Consider the following 19,603-nt stretch of genomic DNA (forward strand, 5'->3'; position numbering starts at 1 on the left):
GCGGAATGTCTGCTGTGGAGTCAGCTTCTGCGGTGGTCGCGCTCGGGAGTCCTCACTCGACCTCGGCGAAGACGACGTCGCCAACGGTGATCTCCGCCGAACCCCCGGTGCTCTCGGTGACCCACTGCCGGAACTGCTCGAGCGAGTCCTCGGCGATCGGCACGTCGAACTCGGCGCGCCACCCGTAGCGGATCTCGGCGGCCGCGTACCCGGCGGCACGCAGCTCGTGATCGAGTTTACCCGCCAGCGAGTGCTCCACCGCGACGACCACGGTCCGGGCGCGCAGGCGCCGCACCGTTCCCACCGCGTCCAGCGCCGTGGTGACGGCGGTGCCGTACGCCCTGATCAGGCCGCCGGAGCCGAGCAGCACTCCGCCGAAGTACCGCACCACCACCGCGACCGCGTTGGTCAGCTCGTTGCGCCGCAGGACCTCCAGGATGGGCACGCCCGCGGTTCCCGAGGGCTCGCCGTCGTCATTGGACTTCTGGCTCTCCCCCGAGTCGCCGAGCACGTACGCGTAGCAGTGGTGGCGGGCGTCCGGGTGCTGTTTGCGGCACCGGCCGATGAAGTCCCGGGCCTGCTGCTCGGACTCGACGCGTTCGAGCAGGCACAGAAAGCGTGACTTCTTCTCCACGAGCTCGGCGGATCCCGCTTCTCGAATGGTGCGCATGTCCCCCTCCCGTTCTCGGCGCCCCGCCCCATCGTCGCCGCTTTCGTCGTGAACGGATCCGCGGGGCGGCCTCGCGGCCGGAATTCGTGACGGCGGTCACCCCGAATCGGGTGTGATCTCCGGCACCTCGCGTGAGGGGGGTTTATTCCCTGCGCACGTGCTTGAGCAGCGGGAGCGGTGGGTGCGATTTTCGTCGCCTGGAGCGGGCACGTACCGTCCACTCTCATGGAGCAGTCATCGAGTCCGTTGGAGCCCGGCACGCGTGTGCGCGCTTCGTTCGGTCGCTTTCAGGATCAGATCGGGACCGTGGTCGAGACCGCGACCGGTCTACCGGACGTGTTCGACGGTCCCGTGCTGTGGGTGCGCTTCGACGGGGACGAAGAACCCGGCCTGGTCGCCGGTCGTTTCCTTGAGCGTACAGGCTGAACGCCAGTGCCGGTCGGCCGCAACCCCGACCCCGGGGTGGAGCCGACGACGAGCGGTTCGCGGTGGTCCGCTGCGCGCCGACCCACGGCTCGGCCGAGCGAACCGGATGATCCCGATGTGAGCAAGGATAATGACTCCGTCCGAAACGTTCCGGATAAAATCGGCGTCGCAGACGGGCCCGGGGCCCTCCGGCGGGTGACCCGCCCACTCTGCAGGGATGCCGGTTTTCGAACGGACGGAGACGATGCGGGTTCTGGTCATCGGGGGAGGCGTAGGCGGACTCGCCGTGGCCAAAGGCCTGCTCGACAAGGGCCACCGGGTTCGGGTCTACGAGCACGGGGACCGGCTCCGGGACGGCGGGGCCGGGGTGACCATCTGGAGCAACGGTACGGCCGCGTTGAGCGGGCTGGGGATCTCCCTCGAGGGTGTCGGTCGTGAGTTGCACAGCCTGCGGGCCATGACCGCGGCGGGCAGGATGCTCTGGGAAGCCGATCTCGACGAGGTCACGGAGCGTCTCGGGGCACCCACGGTCGAGATTCCCCGACGTGAGCTGTTGAACAGGATGGCGGAGGCGCTGCCGAACGGGATCTTCCGCTTCGGCAGGCGCTGCGTCGGTGTGCGGGAGTACGCCGACCACGTCGTCGCCGACTTCGAGGACGGCAGCTCGGAGACCGGGGACGTGGTGGTCGGTGCGGACGGGCAGCGTTCGATGGTGCGGCGCACGGTCCTCGGCGGGGAGCCCGCGCGGCTGACCGGCTGGGCCAGCTGGCAGGGCCTCACCTACAGCGACCTCCCGATAGCGCACGGCTACCAGACGCTGAACATCGCGGGACGGGACGGGCACTGCGGGCTCATCCCCGCGGGGGACGGTCTGCTCCACTGGTGGTTCGACATGCCGTGGAGCGAGGACCACCCCGAGCTGACGGTCTCGGACCTGCGGGCGGCCTTCGCCGGGTGGCCGGATCCGGTCGAGGAGCTGCTGGCCTCCGTCACCGATGAGGACCTCGGTTTCTTCCCGCACATCCGCCACCAGATCCCCAAGGTGTGGGGCGGGCCCCGCACCACGCTGATCGGGGACGCCGCGCACGCCATGCCGCCCGCCGTGGCCCAGGCCGCCAACCAGACCATGGAGGACGCCTGGCTGCTCTCCTCCGCGCTGTCGCGCGTGGAGGGGGATCCGGAGCCGATGCTGCGGGACTACGAGCAGCAACGTCGCCCCAGGGTGGCCAAGGTTTCCCGCACGGCGGCGCTGACCTCGGCACAGCGGCGCACCCCGCTGCAGCGCATCGGCAAGTTCCCCGGCTGGATCGCCACCCGCAGCCAGGTGATCTCGCTGCGCTCCGGCAGCAACATCCTGCGCGGTCTGGCGTATCCCTCCGTGCGCGTGGGGATGGCCTGAGCGAGGTTTTCGGGGACCCTCCGGTACCCGTTCGGTGGAGAGCGCGCCAGTGCGCCTGCGCTGTTCGGCCACTCGTTGCGCCCGGTCGACGAGCCCCGTCGACGCACCCCGTCGACGACGGCGCGGTGCCGCCACCGGTGCTGCTCGGGCTGGTTCCCGGGGAAAAACTCGCAGTTATGGGCAAAGCTGGGCACCCACCGCAGCGCAGCGGTGAGCCGTGCCCGTCCCCGCGGACCGAGCACGAAAAGCGGGGCGTGCCGCGGCACGCCCCGCTCCTGTGCAGGGGAGCCGTCCCCGTCGGGGCGACGTCCACGTGACGTCGGTGCGGCGGGGACGGTCGGAGATCACGCCCCGAAGACGTCCGGGTCCGGGCCGACGCGGTTGCCGGTCTCCAGCTCGCCGATCGAGGCCATGTCGTCCTCGCTGAGCTCGAAGTCGAACACGTCGAGGTTCTCCCGCACCCGCGAAGGAGTCGCGGACTTGGGGATGGCCACGTGACCCAGCTGGACGTGCCAGCGCAGCACGACCTGGGCGGCGGACTTGCCGTACTTCTCGGCCAGCGTCTGCAGCCTGGAGTCCTCCAGCAGGCCCTTGCCCTGGCCGATGGGGCTCCACGCCTCGGTGACGATGCCGTTCTCGGCGTGGAACTCGCGCAGCTCGGCCTGCTGCAGGTTGGGGTGCAGCTCGATCTGGTTCACGGCGGGCACGATGCCGGTCTCGTCGAACAGCCTGCGCAGGTGCGCCTTGTGGAAGTTGGAGACCCCGATGGCCTTGGCCCTGCCCTCGGAGTGCAGCTTCTCGAACGCCTTCCAGGTGTCCACGTAGGCGTCCTGACCGGGCATCGGCCAGTGGATCAGGTACAGATCGACGTAGTCCAGCCCGAGCTTGTTCAGGCTGTCGTCGAACGCGCGCAGCGCGTTGTCGTAGCCCTGGCTGTCGTTCCACAGCTTGGTGGTCACGAACAGCTCGTCACGGGACGCGCCGGACTGGGAGATGGCCTTGCCGACCCCCTCCTCGTTGCCGTACGCAGCCGCGGTGTCGATGCTGCGGTAGCCCGCCTCGATGGCGGTCTGCACCGGCGCGACGACCTCCTCGGACGGGATCTGGAAAACGCCGAAACCCAGCTGCGGCATCTTCGCGCCCGTGTTGAGCGTGATGTTCGGAACCTGGCTCATGCGGTCTTTTCCCTTCGCGAATGTCGACTAGCAGCACGACTCACCCGCACGGACGGGGTGGAGACGTCCGTGCGGATGAGGCGGCACCGTTCCGGTCAACCACTGGAATCGATCAAGCATTCCCGGTGCGCTGATTTCAGCACTTCTCGCTGGTGCGCGCCCGGCGTGCTCGTTCGCGCGTCGCGGTGCGTCGTTGTTTTCCGCTCTCCCCGGCGGAGGAGTGCCCGCCCGTCGGAGCGGAGTGGTCCGCGCACCCCTCCGACGGGCGGCCGGGATGGGTGCGGTCAGCCGGTGCGGTCGCCGGGACCGCTCCCCGCGTCCACCGGTTCCGCACTGCTCTGGGGGGTGGCGGTGTGCCTGCCGTGCGCCTCCGCCTTGACGGTGGTTCCGGCGCGGCCCAGCCGGTCCAGCCTGCCGGACAGCACCGCGAAGGCCAGTCCCACGAGAGCGAGCGTGGCGCCGACCCAGCTCGGGGCGATGAGCCCGAAGCCGGCTGCGATGACCAGCCCGCCGAGGTAGGCGCCGAGGGAGTTGGCGATGTTGAAGGTGGACTGGATGCTCGCCGAACCCAGGGACGGGGCCTCCTTGGCCTGGTCCAGGATCCGTGCCTGGATGCTCGGTATCGCGGCGAAACCGGTCAGGCCGACGAGGAAGACGTTGGCCGCGACGAGGACCGTGCTCTCCGCGGTGAAGGTGAACATCATCAGCACGATCGCCAGCGCGGTCAGGAAGCCGTACAGCGTGCGCATCGGGGAGTGGTCGGCCAACCTGCCGCCGATCACGGTCCCCAGCGTCATACCGGTTCCGAACAGGGCGAGCAGCACCGTCGCCCCCACCGGGGTGTAACCGCTCACCTGGATCAGCAGCGGCTTGATGTAGCTGTAGAAGGAGAACATCGCGCCGAAGCCGAACACCACGACCGCGAAGGCCAGCCACACCTGCGGGCGCTTGAACGCGGTCAGCTCGCCGCGCAGGCTGGCCTCGGTCGGCTTGGCCTGGCGCGGCACCAGCGCGCTGACCGCCAGGAGCGCCACGGCCCCGATCAGCGCGACGAAGCCGAAGGTCCAGCGCCAGTTGATGGCCTGTCCCAGCAGAGTGCCCAGCGGCACGCCGACGATGTTGGCCACGGTGAGCCCGACGAACATCATCGAGATGGCCCGTCCGCGCTTGTCCCTGCTGACGAGGCTCGCGGCGACCACGGCGCCGATGCCGAAGAACGTGCCGTGCGGCAGCCCGGCGATGAACCGCGCGCCCAGCAGCGAGAGGTGCGTGGGTGCGAAGGCGGACAGCAGGTTGCCCACGATGAACAACCCCAGCATGCTCAGCAGCATGGTCTTCCTGCGCACGCGCATGCCCGCGATGGTGAGCAGCGGTGCGCCGACGACGACCCCCAGCGCGTAGAGCGAGATGTATCCGCCCGCGGCGGAGATCGTCACGTCCATGTCGGTGGCCACTTCGGGAAGCAGCCCCATCATGACGAACTCCGTGGTGCCGATCCCGAACGCCGCGATGGCTAGTGCCAGCAGGGCAACAGGCAACGCTTCTCCTCCGGTGTAGCGCGAACACGCCGACAGCTTCGTCCGCCGCGGGACTTGATCTGGTCCTCACCGGCGGTTGAGAGATGGACGACAGTCGAATGAGCGTGGGCCCTCGGCCCGGACCGTTCATGATCGATGCGGGTCGCGCGTCGTCGCGCATCCCGGCACACCACAACGCTACCCGTTCGGGATTTGTTCCTGCATCGATTATGAACGGCGCCACGTACGTGATCGCCCCTGTTTCACTCGACCGGAGGACAAGCTCGGAGTGGTGTCCCCGAACTCCCGCGGGGGTGCGGCAGGGTGGGCTCCGGGAGCCGCCCGAACATCCGCGACGACCCGAGCGGAACGCCTCGACGCGACGTGGCCCGAGTGCGACTCACGTTGTCGGAGCCCCGTGTCCGCAGGTATAGCCTGTCCCGGCACGGCGTTGTGACACCGATGGAGGAGTCGTCCTATGGATGGTGCGCTTTCTGTTGGGTGGGACGGCTGGACGGCCGTCCCGATCGAACTGGCTCTGGACAATTCCGTGAGCCTGCAGGCCCGAGCAGCGTACGCACTCATCCAGGCCCACGGCCGCGTTCGACTGGACGACCTCGCTTCTGCCGGGGCCGCCGACCCGATAGCGCTGGTGGCCGAGCTGGAGGGCAGCGGTTGGCTCACCGGGGCCTCCGAGTCGGGCAGCGTGCGCTGGACGGTCCACTCCGGCGCCGTGCCCCGCGGTGAGCGCACCACCCTGGCGACCGAGGTCACCGCTCCGGTGGCCAAGCAGACCCCGCAGCGCGAGCCCGAGCAGGAGCCCGCGGGCGAGACCCCCTCGGCGAACACGATGACCTCGGAGAGCATCGTGCGCCAGTGGGCCGAGCAGCAGAAGACGCCGTTCCCCGACTCCATACTGGAGAAGCTGGCCAAGGAGATCCGGGCCAAGCGGGAGCTGTCCCCGCTGGCCAACACCGGTGACCTCATAGCTGCGCTCAACATCTGGAGGGACAAAAAGGCCGCCCCCAGCAAGTTCCCCGAGTGCTACGGGGAGGCGCTCCAGCGCTCCGCGCGCGACGTCTACGACAACTCCTCGAGCGGCTCCTCGAGCAGGGAGGTCGCCAAGAGCAGCTCTCCCGAGCCCGAACGCCCCGGCGGCTCCGAGCAGCGGAAGGTCACCGTTCCGAACTTCTCCACGTCCGGCAGCACCGTCGCGCGCACGCGGCCGCTGCCGGGGCACTGCGGCACCCCCGAGTGCGACAACGGTTACATCGAGCAGGACGACGGCCGGGTGCGCAAGTGCCCGAAGTGCCTGCCCGAGCCGACGTTCGGGCGCAGGGCGTTCGACCTGCCCAGGCAGGCGCACTACGTCGCCGCGCAGAACAAGCAGCGGTTGCGTGCGAACATTCGTGAGCGGGAGGACGATTCCAGGGTCGTCGACGTCGACGGGTCCTCGAACGAGGGAGGAGTCTGATGGAGACCTACGAGCTGCCCGAGCTTTTCCAGCTCGTCGCCAGTTACGACAAGTCGTTCGAGTCCCTGGCCTATCCGAAGACGGAGCAGCAGCAGGGCAAGGCCGACCTGTCCGCGGAGTCGTGGGCCGCGGCGCTCGGTGACATCCCGGCCGACTTCGCCAAGTCCGTGGTCGTCGAGCACTACCGGAGGAACTCCACCTCCGTGACGACCAGCGTGATCCACCGGGAGTGGGTGGAGTACCGGAACCAGCAGATCCAGAAGGCGGAGAGCGCGGAGATCAAGGCCAAGCGCCGTCCCTCGGCGGAGGAGTCGCTGCGCGGCTGGGAGCGGGCCACGGCCGCTTTGCTGGAGGCCAGAGGACAGGACGCCGACGAAGCGATCGAGGACATCCGGGCGCGACGTACCGTGCTGCAGGTCAAGTGCCCCGTCTGCAAGGCCCTTCCCGGCAAGGGCTGCGTGGTCAACACGGGCAAGCGGATCCAGCCCCTGTCGAACAACAACTCCCACCCGTCCCGCTTCGACGCGGCCGGGATCGAGCAGCAGCGTCCGACCATGCCGCCGCGCACCAGGGAGTACCGGGAGGAGATCCCCGGAGCCGCACCGATGCCCGAGGAGTAGTTCCCCCGGGGAGTTCCCGGCGGGGAGCGCTCAGCGGGGAGCGCTCCAACCGCGTCGAGTCGCCGCCTCGCCCGCGGCCGGGTGGCTCGGCTCCGCCGTCGTCAGCGCGGTGCGGGGCGGTCCGGCCGGGTCAGGCCCGGTGCTCCCCGCCGGATCCGCCCTGCCGCGTGACGTGGGCCTCCAGCTCCATCCGCTCGGACATGTGCGGGTAGTGCAGTTCGAACGCGGGGCGGGTGGACCTGATGCGCGGCAGCTCGTGGAAGTTGTGCCGCGGGGGCGGGCAGGAGGTCGCCCACTCCAGCGAGTTGCCGTGGCCCCACGGGTCGTCGACGTTGACGACCGCGCCGTAGCGGTAGCTTTTGAAGATGTTGTACAGGAACGGAAGCATCGAGGCGCCGAGCAGGAAGGCTCCCGCGCTGGAGATCACGTTGAGCGTGGTGAACCCGTCAGTCGGCAGGTAGTCGGCGTAGCGCCGCGGCATCCCCTCGTTGCCCAGCCAGTGCTGCACCAGGAACGTGGTGTGGAACCCGATGAAGGTCAGCCAGAAGTGCGCCTTCGCCAGGCGCTCGTCCATCATCCGGCCGGTCATCTTGGGGAACCAGAAGTACAGCCCCGCGAACACGGCGAACACGATCGTGCCGAACAGCACGTAGTGGAAGTGCGCCACCACGAAGTAGGTGTCCGAGACGTGGAAGTCCAGCGGTGGTGAGGCCAGCAGCACCCCGGTCAGCCCGCCGAACAGGAAGGTCACCAGGAAGCCGACGCTGAACAGCATCGGCGACTCGTAGGTGATCTGACCGCGCCACATGGTGCCGATCCAGTTGAAGAACTTGATGCCGGTGGGCACGGCGATCAGGAACGTGGTGAACGAGAAGAACGGCAGCAGCACCGCACCCGTGACGAACATGTGGTGGGCCCAGACCACCACGGACAGGAACCCGATCGCCCAGGTCGCGTACACCAGGCCGGTGTAGCCGAACAGCGGCTTGCGCGAGAACACCGGCAGTATCTCGGTGATGATGCCGAAGAACGGCAGCGCGACGATGTAGACCTCGGGGTGGCCGAAGAACCAGAACAGGTGCTGCCACAGCACGCTGCCGCCGTTGGCGGGGTCGAAGACGTGCGCGCCCAGGTGCCGGTCGGCCAGCAGCCCGAACAGCGCTGCGGTCAGGATCGGGAAGGCGACCAGGATCAGCAGGCTGGTGACCAGGATGTTCCAGGTGAAGATCGGCATCCGCCACATGGTCATCCCCGGCGCGCGCATGCACACGATCGAGGTGATCATGTTGACCGCTCCGAGGATGGTGCCGAGGCCGGAGACGATCAGCCCCGTGATCCAGAGGTTCCCGCCGATCCCCGCGTTGTACTCGCTCCTGGCCAGCGGGGTGTAGGCGGTCCACCCGAAGTCGGCCGCTCCGTTGGGGGTGATGAAGCTGCCGATCACGATCAGCCCGCCGAACAGGAACAGCCAGTAGGAGAACGCGTTCAGCCGGGGGAAGGCCACGTCCGGGGCGCCGATCTGCAGCGGCAGCACCACGTTGGCGAACCCGAACAGGATCGGGGTGGCGAACAGCAGCAGCATGATGGTGCCGTGCATGGTGAACAGCTGGTTGTACTGCTCCTGGGAGAGCACCTGCAGACCGGGTGCGGCGAGCTCCGCGCGCAGGAACATGGCCAGCAGGCCGCCGATGAGGAAGAACGCGAAAGCCGTGGACAGGTACAGCATCCCGATCTGCTTCGGATCGGTGGTGCGGCTCAGCGCCACGAGCACCGAGCCCTTCGGGGCGCGTGCTCCTTCCGACGCGCGCGTGGGCACCGGTGTCGGACGTGTACCGGAAGTAGCCATCCCGCCTCCTTCGGCTCGGTGGCACGCCGGTCCAGTCTTGCGCCGGTGCTGTTGGCTCGCAAAACGTGCTCTTAGCCCGATGGGATGATGTCCGGCTCGGAGGCTGGGCCGTTCGCGAGGTGGCGCGACGTGGCCGCGGGCGGAGCGCTCCGCGCAGCGGTCGCGCGGCGGTCGCGCAGCGGTCGGGAGTCCGGGGCGCTCCGGTCGGCGGGCTCAGCCCGGCTCGGGTTCGGTGTTCAGCGCGCCCATGGCCATGCGGTGCAGCAGCTCGGACATGGTGCCGGTGTCCAGCCGCGCGCTGTAGGGGGTGGAGTTGATCAGCCCGAGCACGGCGTGGGTGGCGGCGCGTGCGGTGTCCTCGTCCATTTCGGGCCGGACGGCCAGCAGGGTCTGCACCCAGACCTCGACGTAGCCGCGCTGCAGCTCCCTGACCCGGTGCCGGTCGGGTTCGGTCAGGCTGTCGAGGTCGCGCAGGTGCACGGTGATCAGCGCCGAGTTCGTGAGCGCGAACTCGATGTGCCAGCGCACCAGGCTCTCGAGCGCTTCGGCGGGGTTCGGGGTGCTCGTCGTTCTGGCGCGGCCGCCGCGGAGCAGCTTCTCGCTGATGCCGGTGAGCATCTCGCCCAGCATGGCGTCCTTGCTGCGGAAGTGCCGGTACAGCGCCGGGCCCGACACGCCGACAGCCGCTCCGATGTCGTCGATTCCGACCCCGTGGAATCCGTACCGTGCGAACAGATCCGCCGCGGCTCCGAGGATCTGCTCGCGCCGCGAGGGGGTCCGGGGCGAGGCGGGAGGCTGTTCGGCGGCGTTGCTCGTCATCGACTCCGATACTAGACGAAGTCAGTTAGAAAACGTTAACATAGATACGTTAACGAATGCTAACAACTTTGCCGGGAGTGTGCCTGTTCGGCCGGCAGTCCCACTGCGCGGGGCGGGAACGAGAACGGAAGGTGCGGTCAACGAGATGGATGCGCCGGTACTGCCCACCGCCGTCGACCCGACGGCCGACTCCTACGCGCGCTACACCGCGGAGCACGCGGCGCTGGTCGCCGACCTCGAGGAGCAGCTCGCCCGCGTCCGCGCCGGTGGGCCGGAGAAGACCAGGCGGCGGCACGTCGAGCGCGGCAAACTGCTGCCGCGCGAGCGGGTGGACGCGCTCCTGGACCGCGGCTCGCCGCTGCTCGAGCTCTCCCCGATGGCCGCGCACGGGCTCTACGAGGACGAGGCCCCCTCCGCGGGGATCATCACCGGGATCGGCCGGGTGGCCGGCCGCGAGTGCGTCGTCGTGGCCAACGACGCCACGGTCAAGGGCGGGACCTACTACCCGGTCACGGTGAAGAAGCACCTGCGCGCCCAGGAAGTGGCCCTGCACAACAACCTGCCCTGCATCTACCTTGTGGACTCCGGAGGGGCCTTCCTGCCGCGCCAGGACGAGGTTTTCCCGGACCGGGAGCACTTCGGCCGCATCTTCTACAACCAGGCCACGATGTCCGCGCGCGGGATCCCGCAGATCGCGGCCGTGCTGGGCTCCTGCACCGCGGGCGGGGCCTACGTCCCCGCGATGAGCGACGAAGCCGTGATCGTGCGCGAGCAGGGCACCATCTTCCTCGGCGGGCCGCCGCTGGTGAAGGCGGCCACGGGAGCCGAGGTGAGCGCCGAGGAGCTCGGCGGCGGCGCGCTGCACGCCCGAACCTCGGGAGTCACCGACCACCTGGCCGCCGACGACGCCGACGCGCTGCGCATGGTGCGCTCCATCGTGGGCACCGCCGACGGCGGGAGGCGGACCTCGGCGGCGCTCCCGGCCCCGGTCGAGGAGCCGGCCGTGGACCCGGAGCAGCTCTACGGGGTGGTCCCCACGGACAGCAGGACCCCCTACGACGTGCGCGAGGTGATCGCCCGGATCGTCGACGGCAGCCGATTCTCGGAGTTCAAGCCCGAGTACGGGCAGACCCTGGTCACGGGATTCGCCCGCATCCACGGCAGGACCGTGGGCGTCGTCGCCAACAACGGTGTCCTGTTCGCGGAGTCGGCGCTCAAGGGATCCCACTTCGTGCAGCTGTGCGACCGCAGGGAGATCCCGCTGGTCTTCCTGCAGAACATCTCGGGCTTCATGGTGGGCAAGGAGTACGAGGCCGGGGGGATCGCCAAGCACGGGGCCAAGATGGTCACCGCCGTGGCCTGCGCCCGCGTCCCGAAGCTGACCGTGGTGATCGGGGGCTCGTTCGGCGCGGGCAACTACTCGATGTGCGGGCGCGCCTATTCGCCGCGGTTCCTGTGGATGTGGCCGAACGCCCGCATCTCGGTGATGGGCGGGGAGCAGGCCGCCTCGGTGCTGGCCACCGTCCGGCGCGACCAGCTAGAGGGCAGCGGTCAGCACTGGTCGGCCGAGGAGGAAGAGGAGTTCAAGCAACCGGTGCGGGAGCAGTACGAGCAGCAGGGCCACCCCTACTACTCGACCGCCCGCATCTGGGACGACGGGGTGATCGACCCGAAGCAGACCAGGAACGTGCTCGGACTGGCCCTGGCCACGGCGGAGAACGCTCCGCTGGGGCCGGTGAACAACGGCGTGTTCCGCATGTGACCGAACGTGGAGCGAGAGCGGATGTCGGCGAGTACGAGCGCAGGCCGGAGGTGGGAGATGGTGCACGCACAACCGTCGGGAGAGCGGCGTTTCGACGCGGTGCTGGTGGCCAACCGCGGGGAGATCGCGGTGCGCGTCATCAGGACGCTGCGTCGGCTGGGGATTCGTTCCGTGGCCGTGCACAGCGACGCCGATGCGGATGCGGCTCACGTGGCCGAGGCGGACACGGCCGTGCGCATCGGACCGGCAGCGGCGGCCGAGAGCTACCTGCGCGGCGACCGGATCCTGGACGCGGCAGTGGCCTGCGGGGCGCAGGCCGTGCACCCCGGGTACGGCTTCCTGTCCGAGAACGCCGAGTTCGCCGCGGCCTGCGCGGAGGCGGGCCTGACCTTCATCGGCCCGCCCGCGGGCGCGATCGACTCGATGGGCGACAAGATCCGCGCGAAGCGGACCGTGGCCGATGCGGGCGTACCGCTGGTCCCGGGAAGCGGCGCCGAGGGGGCCACCGACGAGCAGCTCCGGCGAGCGGCGCTGGAAACCGGTCTCCCCGTGCTGTTCAAGCCCGCCGCGGGCGGCGGCGGGAAGGGGATGCGGCTCGTGCACACCGCCGAGGAGCTCGCCCCTGCGATCGACGCGGCCCGCCGGGAGTCCCGCGCGGCCTTCGGCGACGACACCCTGTTCGTGGAGCGCTTCGTCACGCGCCCCCGGCACATCGAGGTGCAGGTGCTCGGCGATTCCCACGGCAACGTGGTCCACCTCGGGGAGCGGGAGTGCAGCCTGCAGCGCAGGCACCAGAAGATCGTCGAGGAGGCCCCCTCGCCGCTGCTGGACCCGGCCACGCGCGCGGAGATCGGGGCCTCCGCCGTGGAGGCGGCCCGTGCCGTGGGCTACGTCGGCGCGGGCACGGTGGAGTTCATCGTCTCGGCGGACAAGCCGGAGGAGTTCTTCTTCATGGAGATGAACACCAGGCTGCAGGTCGAGCACCCGGTGACCGAGATGGTCACCTCCGTGGGGCGGGAGCAGGAGCGCGCGACCCGGCCCGCGCGGAGCGGGGACGGGCGGCCGGAGGGGATCGACCTGGTCGAGTGGCAGGTCCGCGTCGCGGAGGGCGAGACCCTGCCGTTCCGGCAGGACGAGCTCGACGTGGTGGGCCACGCCGTGGAGGCCCGGCTCTACGCGGAGGACCCGGCCAGGGAGTTCCTGCCCACCGGTGGTGAGGTCCTGCGCTTCCACGAGCCGCGCGCGGCCGGGGTGCGGATCGATTCGGGAGTGCGCGGCGGTGACCGGGTCGGTTCCGAGTACGACCCGATGCTGGCCAAGATCATCGCGTGGGGGGCGACCCGCTCCGAGGCGCTGCGCAGGTTGGACGGGGCGCTGGCCGAGACGACGCTGCTCGGGCTGGACACCAACTCCGCTTTCCTCCGCGCGCTGCTGAACCACCCGGACGTGCGCGCGGGCGAGCTCGACACCGGGCTCGTGGAACGGGAGCTCGAGGAGCTGCTGGACAACAGCGGACAGCGGAAGGCACCGCCCGAGCACGTGCTGATCGCCGCCGCGGCGGTCCGGCTGGCGGAACTGGAACCGGCCGGGCCGGGAGCGGATCCCTGGGAGGCGCTCACCGGCTGGCGGATAGGTGGCCGGGCCTGGATGAGCTGGACCTTCGAGGTCTCCGGCGAGCGCAGGACCGTGTGGCTGCGCGGGGACTCCACGGCGGCCGAGGCGCTGGTCGAGCCGGGTCCGGACGAGGAGGCCGGTCGGCCGAGCCCGCTGCGCGCAGGGCGCGACGACTCCGTGCTCACGGTCACCCTGGAGGGGCGAACCAGGCGCTACCGCTACGCGCTGTCCGGGCGGACGGTCCGACTCGCCTCCGCGGAGGGCGCCTGGTCGTTGACCGAGCGCGACCTGCTCGCCGACGCGGCGGGGAAGTCGAACGTGAGCGACGGTGCGGTCACCAGCCCCATGCCGGGAACGGTGCTGGTCAGCAACGTCGAGCCCGATCAGCGGGTGCGCGGCGGCCAGGCGCTGTTCGTCGTCGAGGCGATGAAGATGGAGCACACCGTGACCGCCCCCGTGGACGGCACCGTCACCGAGGTGTTCGCGACCACGGGCCAGGCGGTCGAGCTGGAACAGCCGCTCGCGGTGGTCACCGCGGACGGAGACGGGACCCCCGAGGAGTGAACCTCCTCGGGTGACAGGTCGGCGCGGCACATCCACGCCGCGAACCGCGCAGGAGGTCGGGATGGTCGATTACCAGCTCAGCGAGGAGCACGAGCAGTTGCGCCAGGCGGTCAGGTCCTTCTCGCTCAAGGAGGTGGCCCCGGTGATCGGGGACTACTACGAGCGGGAGGAGTTCCCCCATCCGCTGGTGGCGAGCATGGGCGAGATGGGGCTGTTCGGTCTCCCCGTGGCGGAGGAGCACGGCGGCATGGGAGGTGACTACCTCGCGCTCTGCGTCGCCATCGAGGAGCTCGCGCGGGTGGACTCCTCGGTCGCCGTGACCCTGGAGGCCGGGGTGTCGCTGGGGGTCATGCCGATCTACCGGTTCGGCACGCGGGAGCAGCGCGAGCAGTGGCTGCCCCGGCTCGCCGCGGGCGAGCTGCTGGGGGCCTTCGGGCTGACCGAACCGGACGGCGGTTCCGACGCGGGCGCCTGCCGCACCACGGCCGAGCAGGACGGCTCCGAGTGGGTGCTCAACGGCTCCAAGGCGTTCATAACCAACTCGGGGACCGATATCACCGGATTCGTCACGGTCGCCGCCGTCACCGGCAGGAAGCCGGACGGGGGCAAGGAGATCTCCACCATCATCGTTCCCGCGGGAACACCGGGCTTCACCGTCTCGCCCAAGTACTCCAAGGTGGGGTGGAACGCCTCCGACACCCACGAGCTGGTCTTCGAGGACTGCCGGGTGCCCGCGGGGAACCTGCTCGGGCAGCGTGGACGCGGGTACGCGCAGTTCCTGGCCACCCTGACCGAGGGGCGGGTGGCCATCGCCGCTCTCGGGGTCGGCCTCGCCCAGGGGTGCGTGGACGAGTGCCTGCGCTACGTCGACGAGCGCAGCGCCTTCGGGCGCAGGATCGGGCAGAACCAGTCGATCCAGTTCAAGCTCGCGGACATGGAGCTGCGCGCGCACACGGCCAGGCTGGCCTACTACGACGCGGCCAGCCGGATGCTGCGTGGCGCGCCTTACCAGCGGCAGGCAGCCGTGGCCAAGCTGGCCTCCTCCAACGCCGCGATGGACAACGCGCGGGAGGCGACCCAGATATTCGGTGGGTACGGCTTCATGAACGAGACGCCGGTCGGCAGGTTCTACCGGGACGCCAAGATCCTGGAGATCGGTGAGGGCACCAGCGAGGTGCAGCGGATGCTGATCGCCAGGGAACTCGGGCTGCCCGCCTGATCTGGGCTGTTCCGCGGGGCGGTTCGCCCACCGGATCGGGGCACGCCCCGCCGGGGCGTGCCGTCCGCGGGAGGTCAGTAGCGGTACTGCCCGTGCGGGATGGTGATCTCGGTGTCGGTCTCCTCGACCCCGTGCTCGGGAAAGCTCGCGCGCGAGTACCCGCTGCCGGGGGCGGTAGCCTCGGGGAACTCGGTGGGGAAGCCCTCGTCGGCGGGCCACTGCACGTCGGCGCCCGCCTCGGGGGGTGCGTGCGCGGGCCGGGATTCCGCGCTGCCGGGCCACTCGGCCTCCTCCGGCGCGGGATGGTCGTTCAGGTGCTGCAGCACCCAGTCCCTGGCCAGCGCACTCGGGGAGGTTCCCTGTTCGGCGGCCAGTTCCTTGAGGCGTTCGTTGGCCATCAACGGGAGGCGCAGTTGGTGTACCTCGGAGGTACCGAAGCTGCGGCCGGTGCCGGTGGTCTCCGGATCCTCCTCGGGGGAGAGCGCCGCGAGGTAGGACTCGAGCTCGCTGTCCGGCTGGGCCTGCTGCTGTGTGTCGGCCTCGTCCGTGCGCTGCCGACGTCCGATCTTCGCCCGTCCTAGAACCACGCCGACACGATAACTGTTCGGACCGGACGGAACAGCGGATGTGGGGGTGCTCACTCGTCCGAGTGGGGCAACTCGGTCCGGCAAGCCCCCGCGCCAGGGGAAACGCGGGGGCAGGGCAATGCCGATCTCCACAGCTGCTGACCGGGGGTGGGTCAGCGGGGGCGATTGTGGCATGTCCGGCCGCCTTTTGTGGAGGGCTCGCGAAGCGGCTTCGCGTCAGCGGCCGCGCGAGCGGACGGGAGCTCGGGGTCGCGTTCCCGGTCCGCGGCCCCGAGCCGCGGGATCCGCAGTGCTCGCCGCGGAGGGGTGCTTTCCGCGGCGAGCAGCACGTGCCGCGGCTCGCGCTTCGCTCACTCGTCGGGCCAGCCGGTGAGGGTGTAGCCGGCCTCCTGCACGGCGGCCGAGGCGGCTTCCCGGCTGATCTCCGATTCCGAGGTGACGGTCACCCCGCCGGTTTCGAGGGAGACGTCGACGTTGGAGACTCCCTGGATCTCGCCGAGCTCCTCGGTCACCGAGGCGACGCAGTGCTGGCAGGTCATTCCGTTCACGGTGAAGGTCTGAGTGGGCATTGCCCCTCCTTTTGCGCACCTGCGGGAAGTTGGTTCGAATGGCTTCGCCGCCTCGCAATATACCCCTAGGGGGTAAGTGTTGTGCAACGCCGTTTCCTCTCACTCGTCCGTGGTGATTATCCGGCGGGCATTGCGGGAATAACCCCTTCGCGCGGAGTGGCTCGTGCTTGCTGCGCGGGTGCTCGATTACTTCACGTGTTCACGCTTCACTCGCCAGGGGGCTGTTTAGGAGGTCTCCCGGTGGATAACCTGCGGCAGAACCCTAGTCGGGGAGGGGTTATGGACAGCTCGCTCGACGTACGCAAGTTCCTGGCGCTCCAGGACAGAAGTCACCCCAGGTCCTCGACCTCGGTGCCCGCGCAGCGCAGCAGTGATGCCGTGCGGTTCTCTCCGGAGCAGCTACACCGTGCTCGGATGGCGGTGGCGCGCGGGGCCAGAGACACCGAAGACTGCAGGAAGCTGCTGGAGATGCTCGGTCTCACGGCTGATGAGGACGAGGAGGGCGAGGAGGACCCGCCCGCGTCCCGTTGAACAGGCCCGCTGAACGGACCGGCTGAGCGGTCCTGCTGGCCGATGCTGTTGAACGGTGCCGGGTGCCGCTCGAACGGTGTCACCTGAACGATGCCGTCGCGGGCGCCGTGTCGTTCTCCTGTTCGTGAGCGACAGGAGGGCTGGAGTTCTCGTGCGCCGGCTGTGCTGCTCTCGCCCGAGAGGCGGCCGCGGCCGAAGCGTTGCGGGCGGTGCAGCGCGCTTTCGAGAGGCCCCGCGAGACGTACACCCCCCGGTGGAACGTCTCGCGGGACCCGGGCGGGCCGCCGTGTGGCCACGGGGAAAACCTACCCCCGGGTCTTTTTTGAACGTCCGCCAGGTGGCCACTTTCCGGGCCGTGAGTGCGTATCAGCCTTGTGCGGTCGGGTTCGAGAGGAAGGCGGATGGGCAAGCGCTGCCCACGCGCGGTAATTTCATTCCGCGAAGTTGATCATCCATTCGTGGGTGGTAGCCGCCTGCCCGTCACGGTGTGTTTTGGTGCGCTGCCCACAGTCGTACGCCGGAGCCGCGCACATGCCTCAGCAGCGTCGTGCCCAACTGACCCGTCGTGCGATCGTCGTGGCCGCCGCGGAGGAGTTCGACCGAGCGGGCTACGACGCCGTGCCGCTCAGCGCGATCCTGCGGCGCAGTGGTGTGACCAAGGGTGCGTTCTACTTCCACTTCTCCTCCAAGGAGGAGTTGGCGCTGGCCCTGGTCCGGCTGCAGGCCGAGCGCTGGCCGCGGCTGCAACGGGCCTGGTTGCGTCGTGAACTCGATCCGCTCTCGATCGCGGTGGGGATGCTCAACGACGCCGCCCGGTTGATCGAGCAGGACGTCGTGATCCGTGCCGGGACCCAGCTCGCGCGTCACCGCATAGCGGAGGACGAGGAGAGCCACGAGCTGGCGTGGGAGCCGTTGCTGCAGGACCTGCTCCGGCGCTCCGCCGTGAGCGGGCTGCTGCGCCCCGGGGTGGATCCGATGGCGGTGGCCCGGGTCGCCTACACGGCGGTAGTGGGGGCGAGCGTGGTCGGTTGCTCCGAGATGGGGCCGGGCGCGGCCGCGCGCATGGAGGAGGTCTGGCGCGTCACTCTGCGCGGAGTGGCCAGCCCGGAGTGGTTGAGCAACCGGCGTTCTCGGTGACCCCTCCGCCGGTCCACTGAGCGACCTCCGAGGTGAGACCGGGGTCACAAGAACCGGTTTCGCGTGCTCCGCGGGGGTCGTGAGGGGGTCGGGTCGGCCCGAAGTGGGGTGATCGCGGGGGAAGGGGTGAGAGGTCGCGTTTGTTCTTCGCAGCGCACGGACTTACGGTTGAGGCGGGCGTGGGGGCTTGCTCGGCTCGTGCGGTTTTGGGGACCCCCCCTTGCAGAGGCCGCGAAGGCATGCACTAAGCTTTTAATCGTTCCCAACGGGGCACCCCACAAAAAAACGGGAAAGCCGGTTGGAGGCAAAGTTCGGTCAGTTCGCTGACTGGATAAGCCCCCATCGTCTAGAGGCCTAGGACGCCGCCCTTTCAAGGCGGTAACGCGGGTTCGAATCCCGTTGGGGGTACGGAGTCGGATCCGTCCGGTGACGACAACAAAAACATGGCCCAGTAGCGCAGTTGGTTAGCGCGCCGCCCTGTCACGGCGGAGGTCGCGGGTTCGAGTCCCGTCTGGGTCGCCATTGCGATCGGCCATGAGCCGGGCGCGGACGGCCAGGTAGCTCAGTTGGTAGAGCGTCCGCCTGAAAAGCGGAAGGTCGGCGGTTCGACCCCGTCCCTGGCCACGGCTCAGAGCTGCGAGAACGGCCCTCACCGGAAGCGGTGGGGGCCGTTCTCGTGTGCGGGGGTCTCAGTTTGGGTCCCGATGATTGTTCGCCGCTGGCTTCCGGTCCCTCCCGCGTGGCTCCTGCCCGTGGTCGAGGCCGCCAGATCATTGGTCACTGGTTGCTGACTGACTATCGTGGGGCGATGGACGGGAACACGTGGACAGGCACCGACCTGGCCGACCGCTACGCCGACGAGGCCTTCGCCTCGGCGAAGGGCTACGTGCGCAGCTACGTGATGCACCAGCAGCTGCTGGAGCACCTGCCACCGGCTCCGGCGAGGGTTCTCGACGTCGGCGGTGGCGCGGGTCATCACTCGTTCCCGCTGGTCCGAGCAGGTTACGAAGTCACGTTGCTCGATCCGTCGCAGGCGATGCTGGACAAGGCGCAACAGCGGCTCGAGCAGCTGACCGATCAGGAGCGGCGGCGGGTGACGTTCGTGCGAGCCGACGGCGAGCGAGCGCACGAGGCGGTGCACGGCGAGCAGTTCGCCACCGTGCTGTGCCACGGCGTACTCGGGTACCTGGAGCGGCCGGAGCCGTTGGTCGATCAGCTGTGCCGGTGCACTGACGACGACGGGGTGCTCTCGATCATGACTGGCAACGCCGGGGCGATGGCGGTACGCCCCGCGCTGGAACGTCGGTGGGATGACGCTCTGGCGGCGTTCGATTCCCGGACCGAGACGAACGTGCTGGGGCTGTCGGGCCGAGCCGACACGGTGGAGGAACTCAGCGAGCTCGTCCGGAACCACGGGGTGGAGCCACTGCGTTGGTACGGGGTGTGGCTGTTCGTCGACTGGCTGGAGTTCAGTGGCGCCGAGTTGGATCCCAACGCCTCGCAGGAGGTGGAAGCAGCGGCCGCGGTCGAACTCGAGGCCAGTCGGAGAGATCCTTACCGCCAGCTCAGTCGAGCCTTTCATCTCCTGGCCCGCAAAGAACCGAGGTGACGGGCCTGCGGCGGAAACCGTAGCGCCGTGAAGGCTGCGATCGACCCCTGATCCGTTCTGGACCT

At 69.5% G+C, this 19,603-nt stretch carries 17 protein-coding genes and 3 tRNA genes; 13 read left to right on the top strand and 7 right to left on the bottom strand.

What is annotated here, in order from left to right; translation table 11 throughout:
• Positions 1–52: 52 nt before the first annotated feature.
• Positions 53–670: a YigZ family protein gene (locus G9Q41_RS05060; RefSeq protein WP_165631950.1), complete on the bottom strand. Its 618-nt coding sequence runs from the start codon at positions 668–670 to the stop codon at positions 53–55.
• 225 nt (positions 671–895) lie between these two features.
• Between G9Q41_RS05060 and G9Q41_RS05065 the strand changes: the two genes are divergently transcribed.
• Positions 896–1,096: a hypothetical protein gene (locus tag G9Q41_RS05065; RefSeq protein ID WP_092525653.1), complete on the top strand. Its 201-nt coding sequence runs from the start codon at positions 896–898 to the stop codon at positions 1,094–1,096.
• Between the two features lie 217 nt (positions 1,097–1,313).
• Entirely contained in the window at positions 1,314–2,495 is a 1,182-nt protein-coding gene (locus tag G9Q41_RS05070) for an FAD-dependent monooxygenase (protein ID WP_207630564.1), read from the top strand.
• A 344-nt stretch (positions 2,496–2,839) separates the two neighbouring features.
• Here G9Q41_RS05070 and G9Q41_RS05075 read toward each other — a convergent pair whose 3' ends face one another.
• Together G9Q41_RS05075 and G9Q41_RS05080 are read right to left on the bottom strand one after the other, a co-directional pair.
• A complete protein-coding gene (locus G9Q41_RS05075; RefSeq protein ID WP_165631949.1) occupies positions 2,840–3,670 on the bottom strand; it encodes an aldo/keto reductase in 831 nt (276 codons plus the stop codon).
• A 284-nt stretch (positions 3,671–3,954) separates the two neighbouring features.
• Complete coding sequence (locus tag G9Q41_RS05080; RefSeq protein WP_165631948.1) at positions 3,955–5,208, bottom strand: MFS transporter; 1,254 nt, start codon at positions 5,206–5,208, stop codon at positions 3,955–3,957.
• A 457-nt stretch (positions 5,209–5,665) separates the two neighbouring features.
• On the opposite strand from G9Q41_RS05080, the gene G9Q41_RS05085 reads away from it, so the two are divergent.
• Positions 5,666–6,661, top strand: a complete 996-nt coding sequence (locus G9Q41_RS05085) for a hypothetical protein (RefSeq protein ID WP_165631947.1) — start codon at positions 5,666–5,668, stop codon at positions 6,659–6,661.
• Positions 6,661–7,281, top strand: coding sequence for a hypothetical protein (locus tag G9Q41_RS05090; RefSeq protein ID WP_092525658.1), 621 nt, complete (start codon positions 6,661–6,663; stop codon positions 7,279–7,281). Before G9Q41_RS05085 ends, G9Q41_RS05090 begins: the two co-directional genes overlap by 1 nt.
• A gap of 130 nt (positions 7,282–7,411) precedes the next feature.
• Here G9Q41_RS05090 and ctaD read toward each other — a convergent pair whose 3' ends face one another.
• Both ctaD and G9Q41_RS05100 read right to left on the bottom strand, forming a co-directional pair.
• Positions 7,412–9,127, bottom strand: a complete 1,716-nt coding sequence (ctaD, locus tag G9Q41_RS05095; protein ID WP_165631946.1) for a cytochrome c oxidase subunit I — start codon at positions 9,125–9,127, stop codon at positions 7,412–7,414.
• 213 nt (positions 9,128–9,340) lie between these two features.
• Positions 9,341–9,946, bottom strand: a complete 606-nt coding sequence (locus G9Q41_RS05100; protein WP_165631945.1) for a TetR/AcrR family transcriptional regulator — start codon at positions 9,944–9,946, stop codon at positions 9,341–9,343.
• A 145-nt stretch (positions 9,947–10,091) separates the two neighbouring features.
• Here G9Q41_RS05100 and G9Q41_RS05105 point away from each other — a divergent pair, with 145 nt between their 5' ends.
• The 3 genes from G9Q41_RS05105 to G9Q41_RS05115 all read left to right on the top strand — a co-directional run bounded on the left by G9Q41_RS05105 (position 10,092) and on the right by G9Q41_RS05115 (position 15,105).
• A complete protein-coding gene (locus G9Q41_RS05105; protein ID WP_165631944.1) occupies positions 10,092–11,708 on the top strand; it encodes a carboxyl transferase domain-containing protein in 1,617 nt (538 codons plus the stop codon).
• A 57-nt stretch (positions 11,709–11,765) separates the two neighbouring features.
• Complete coding sequence (locus tag G9Q41_RS05110; RefSeq protein WP_165631943.1) at positions 11,766–13,886, top strand: biotin carboxylase N-terminal domain-containing protein; 2,121 nt, start codon at positions 11,766–11,768, stop codon at positions 13,884–13,886.
• A gap of 61 nt (positions 13,887–13,947) precedes the next feature.
• Positions 13,948–15,105, top strand: coding sequence for an acyl-CoA dehydrogenase family protein (locus tag G9Q41_RS05115; protein ID WP_165631942.1), 1,158 nt, complete (start codon positions 13,948–13,950; stop codon positions 15,103–15,105).
• A 74-nt stretch (positions 15,106–15,179) separates the two neighbouring features.
• Here the strand turns inward: G9Q41_RS05115 and G9Q41_RS05120 are convergent, their stop codons facing one another.
• Both G9Q41_RS05120 and G9Q41_RS05125 read right to left on the bottom strand, forming a co-directional pair.
• Positions 15,180–15,692, bottom strand: coding sequence for a hypothetical protein (locus G9Q41_RS05120; RefSeq protein ID WP_165631941.1), 513 nt, complete (start codon positions 15,690–15,692; stop codon positions 15,180–15,182).
• A 350-nt stretch (positions 15,693–16,042) separates the two neighbouring features.
• Positions 16,043–16,261 (bottom strand): copper ion binding protein, encoded by a 219-nt coding sequence (locus tag G9Q41_RS05125; RefSeq protein ID WP_092525665.1) that lies wholly within the window; start codon positions 16,259–16,261, stop codon positions 16,043–16,045.
• Between the two features lie 279 nt (positions 16,262–16,540).
• Here G9Q41_RS05125 and G9Q41_RS05130 point away from each other — a divergent pair, with 279 nt between their 5' ends.
• The 6 genes from G9Q41_RS05130 to G9Q41_RS05155 all read left to right on the top strand — a co-directional run bounded on the left by G9Q41_RS05130 (position 16,541) and on the right by G9Q41_RS05155 (position 19,538).
• Positions 16,541–16,792 carry a hypothetical protein gene (locus G9Q41_RS05130; protein ID WP_165631940.1) on the top strand — a complete coding sequence of 84 codons (252 nt, stop codon included), beginning with the start codon at positions 16,541–16,543 and terminating at the stop codon, positions 16,790–16,792.
• Positions 16,793–17,323: 531 nt separating this feature from the next.
• Positions 17,324–17,929, top strand: a complete 606-nt coding sequence (locus tag G9Q41_RS05135) for a ScbR family autoregulator-binding transcription factor (protein ID WP_092525667.1) — start codon at positions 17,324–17,326, stop codon at positions 17,927–17,929.
• A 335-nt stretch (positions 17,930–18,264) separates the two neighbouring features.
• Positions 18,265–18,337: transfer RNA gene (locus tag G9Q41_RS05140), tRNA-Glu, on the top strand.
• A 37-nt stretch (positions 18,338–18,374) separates the two neighbouring features.
• A tRNA-Asp gene (locus tag G9Q41_RS05145) sits at positions 18,375–18,451 on the top strand.
• 29 nt (positions 18,452–18,480) lie between these two features.
• Positions 18,481–18,553: transfer RNA gene (locus tag G9Q41_RS05150), tRNA-Phe, on the top strand.
• Between the two features lie 184 nt (positions 18,554–18,737).
• A complete protein-coding gene (locus tag G9Q41_RS05155; RefSeq protein WP_165631939.1) occupies positions 18,738–19,538 on the top strand; it encodes a methyltransferase in 801 nt (266 codons plus the stop codon).
• Positions 19,539–19,603 lie beyond the last annotated feature (65 nt).

The organism is Actinopolyspora sp. BKK2, from assembly GCF_011291845.1.
GTDB classification, from domain to species: domain Bacteria; phylum Actinomycetota; class Actinomycetes; order Mycobacteriales; family Pseudonocardiaceae; genus Actinopolyspora; species Actinopolyspora saharensis.